This window comes from Priestia sp. P5_B4, assembly GCF_056400385.1.
Genome location: NZ_JBFULJ010000502.1, coordinates 1 through 2,760, shown reverse-complemented (window position 1 = coordinate 2,760; position 2,760 = coordinate 1). Strand labels below are relative to the sequence as shown.

Annotated in this window: 3 protein-coding genes and 1 pseudogene; 1 reads left to right on the top strand and 3 read right to left on the bottom strand. The window is 37.6% G+C overall.

Annotated features, from left to right (window positions below; translation table 11 throughout):
- The 3 genes and pseudogenes from AC1DRF_RS22000 to AC1DRF_RS21990 form a co-directional block, all read right to left on the bottom strand.
- Positions 1-405, bottom strand: a pseudogene (locus tag AC1DRF_RS22000) (endonuclease MutS2); the annotation flags it as partial.
- Positions 406-858: 453 nt separating this feature from the next.
- Positions 859-1,188: an AzlD domain-containing protein gene (locus AC1DRF_RS21995; protein WP_427075951.1), complete on the bottom strand. Its 330-nt coding sequence runs from the start codon at positions 1,186-1,188 to the stop codon at positions 859-861.
- Positions 1,185-1,910, bottom strand: a complete 726-nt coding sequence (locus AC1DRF_RS21990) for an AzlC family ABC transporter permease (protein WP_075421005.1) — start codon at positions 1,908-1,910, stop codon at positions 1,185-1,187. Before AC1DRF_RS21990 ends, AC1DRF_RS21995 begins: the two co-directional genes overlap by 4 nt.
- Before the next feature lie 95 nt (positions 1,911-2,005).
- Between AC1DRF_RS21990 and AC1DRF_RS21985 the strand changes: the two genes are divergently transcribed.
- Positions 2,006-2,557: a helix-turn-helix domain-containing protein gene (locus AC1DRF_RS21985; protein ID WP_043981398.1), complete on the top strand. Its 552-nt coding sequence runs from the start codon at positions 2,006-2,008 to the stop codon at positions 2,555-2,557.
- The last annotated feature ends 203 nt before the right edge of the window (positions 2,558-2,760 follow it).

Here is a 2,760-nt window from a genome sequence, read left to right as displayed (position 1 = left end):
AAAATTAATTTCCTCTTCTATACCTGTCAGTTCTTTCATCGAATGTGCATAGGAACTTAAGAGCGAAGCAAAAAATTCTTTATCCACCATATATTGTTTTACTTTTCTGCAGCCTTTTAAAAAATCGGATACGCGTATTAGCTCTTCGGGCTCTAAAATCATGCCTTTTTCAAGCTTTTCGATGACTCTTCCTATACCTGAGACACCTGATAGCGGAAGTGATTTCTCAGCATCTAGAAGGCTTCGTGCTTCCGTTGTTTCTTTAAGTCGGTTTTTTACTGTTTTAAGAGATGTGCTCGGCTGAAGTTTATCCATTAATTGTTTTCCCAGCTCACTTACGCAGTGAGATTTTACGATTTCTTTTAATTCCTGATACTGCAATTTTTCAAATGTCATCGTATTCATGGTTTTTCTCCTCACTATGATTTGTCATCACATATGAAGATACCTATTTAATTAGAAGGCAATGAAAAAGGTAAATAAAAAAAGCTGTGGTGATCCCACAGCTTTTTGCGTTCATAAGGTGTCTAAACACATATCACAAAAGAAAGCTTTGTAAAAACAGAGGCCTCTTTCGCGACAAATGCCGAACCCGTTATAAAGCATTGTAGGTATCTTCATAGGCAGTGAAATAAATCCATAAGCAAATAAAGGGTACCTTCCTTCTCCAAAAAATACCCGTCTTGCTTATTTAATTTATTTCATTCAATTGTTCCTATTTAGATACTACTCCGCTCATAAAAGCACCTCATCTATATTTTAGTTTTCATTGGCTTCTAATTTACACTCTTATCATACTATATGAAAAAGCGTGCGTAAAGGAGACAGTAAAAAAGCTCAAGAGCATAACTTGAGCTTTCATGACAAAAGAAAAAAACGAAGCAGCGCCATCATTCCAACTCCGCTAATAACGGTGATGGATAAGCTTTTGGTTTTCAGGGCAATCAGTAAGGTTGGAATGACTACGATAATGACGGGCCAGTTAATATTTACGCTGTCATCTACTTGAATGATAAAGTTTTCTACAACAAGTGCGGTTAAAATACAAATAGGAATATAGGATAGCCATTTTAATACGGGTTCTGGCAGCGCGATGTTACGTACAACTAAAAACGGAACAATGCGAGGAACTACGGTAACAAGGGCACACCCTAAAATAACGATGAGTGTTGGGTAGTGGATGTTCATTTATCCGTCACCACCCCAATTGTCGCTACAATAATCGTTGAAATCAATACGGCCACATGTGAAGGTACGAAAAAAGATAGCACAATCATAATAATTGCCATATAAAGAATTAAACGTAAGTAATGATTAAGCTTTGAAGGCAACACGCTTTCGATTTGTAAAACAAGCAGAGCTAAAAACATAGCTGTTAAGGCAAAATCAAACCCAAAGGCTTCCGGGTTAGATAGCATATGGCCAAAAATAGCTCCTGTCGTACAGGCGATAATCCAGCTGACGTAAGCCGTTATATTTAATCCGTTCATCCAGCGGTCATTAATTGGCTCACCTTTTGCAATTTTACTTGAAGACACCCCAAATGATTCGTCCGTTAGAAGGGCTCCAATTCCGACGTTTTTTAATAACGAATATTTTGTAAATTCAGGAGCGATCGTAGCGCTCAAAAGAAAGTGTCGTAAGTTTACAATAAATGTTGTGAGAATAATAGCTGAAATCGAGCTGTTTGCAACCATCAGTGCACAAATAATAAACTGCGCTGCCCCTGCATACACGAGCGCTGATAATAAAGCAACTTCCATAACGGAAAGATGAGAGGATACTCCAACGATCCCAGCCGCAAGCCCTATGCTTATGTAACCGAGTAGCGTAGGGATACAATCCTTAGCCCCTTGTCTGAACGTTAAGTCCACTTTTTCTCTTTGCTGTACTGCTTTTTCTGCAATCACCGTACTCCCTCCTTTTCTGTTATATTATACATCTATACGTTATATTAAACAACGGTATGTTATACTATCTTTATAATAATTAAAGGAGTACAACAATGGACGCGATTCAAGATATTATTGCTAAAAATCTTGTTAAATTACGAAAAAATCGAAATTTGACGCTTGATCAAGTTTCCGAATTAACCGGTGTTAGTAAAGCAATGCTTGCACAAATTGAAAAGGGTAAATCCAGTCCCACGGTTACCACACTTTGGAAAATCGCCAACGGCCTTCAAGTCTCTTTTTCTGTATTTATGAAAGAAGACACCCCGGATGTGCAGAAAGTAAGCATAAAACAGCTAGATCCCATCATGGACAACAAAGGTGATTACTTAGTATATTCTTTTTTTCCTTATCATCCGGAAAAAAAGTTTGAAATTTACATCGTCACATTAAAGCCTGGATGCGTGCACGAAGCGAAAACTCATTTAGGAGATGAATACTTACTTATTAAAGAAGGCGAATTAACGGTTCGTTTTGAAAATGAAGAACATGAATTAGTCTCGGGAGATGCTCTGCATTTTTCAGGAAATACCTCTCACAGCTATATCAATTCTTCTGAAGAGGAAGCAAGCTTTTTTTTGCTTATGCACTACCCCGAATCATAAAAAAAGAGCGTACGGATGGTCCGTACGCTCTTTTTTTAAGCTGCGTGGGCTTGTTCTTTTTTCATTTTTTTGTTTTTCATGTACCCAATGCTTACAACTGCAATAGTTAAGATAACTTGAACAGCGAGATGTAAAGCTGTGCTTGGAACAAATCCGCCGATAATTTTATCTTCAACAATCATTTTTCCAGCAGACCATGCAAG

Excerpts from the sequence above, each read along its gene's own strand:
- AC1DRF_RS21995 (WP_427075951.1), bottom strand. The coding sequence starts at position 1,188 with ATGAACATCCACTACCCAACACTCATCGTTATTTTAGGGTGTGCCCTT.
- AC1DRF_RS21985 (WP_043981398.1), top strand. The coding sequence starts at position 2,006 with ATGGACGCGATTCAAGATATTATTGCTAAAAATCTTGTTAAATTACGA.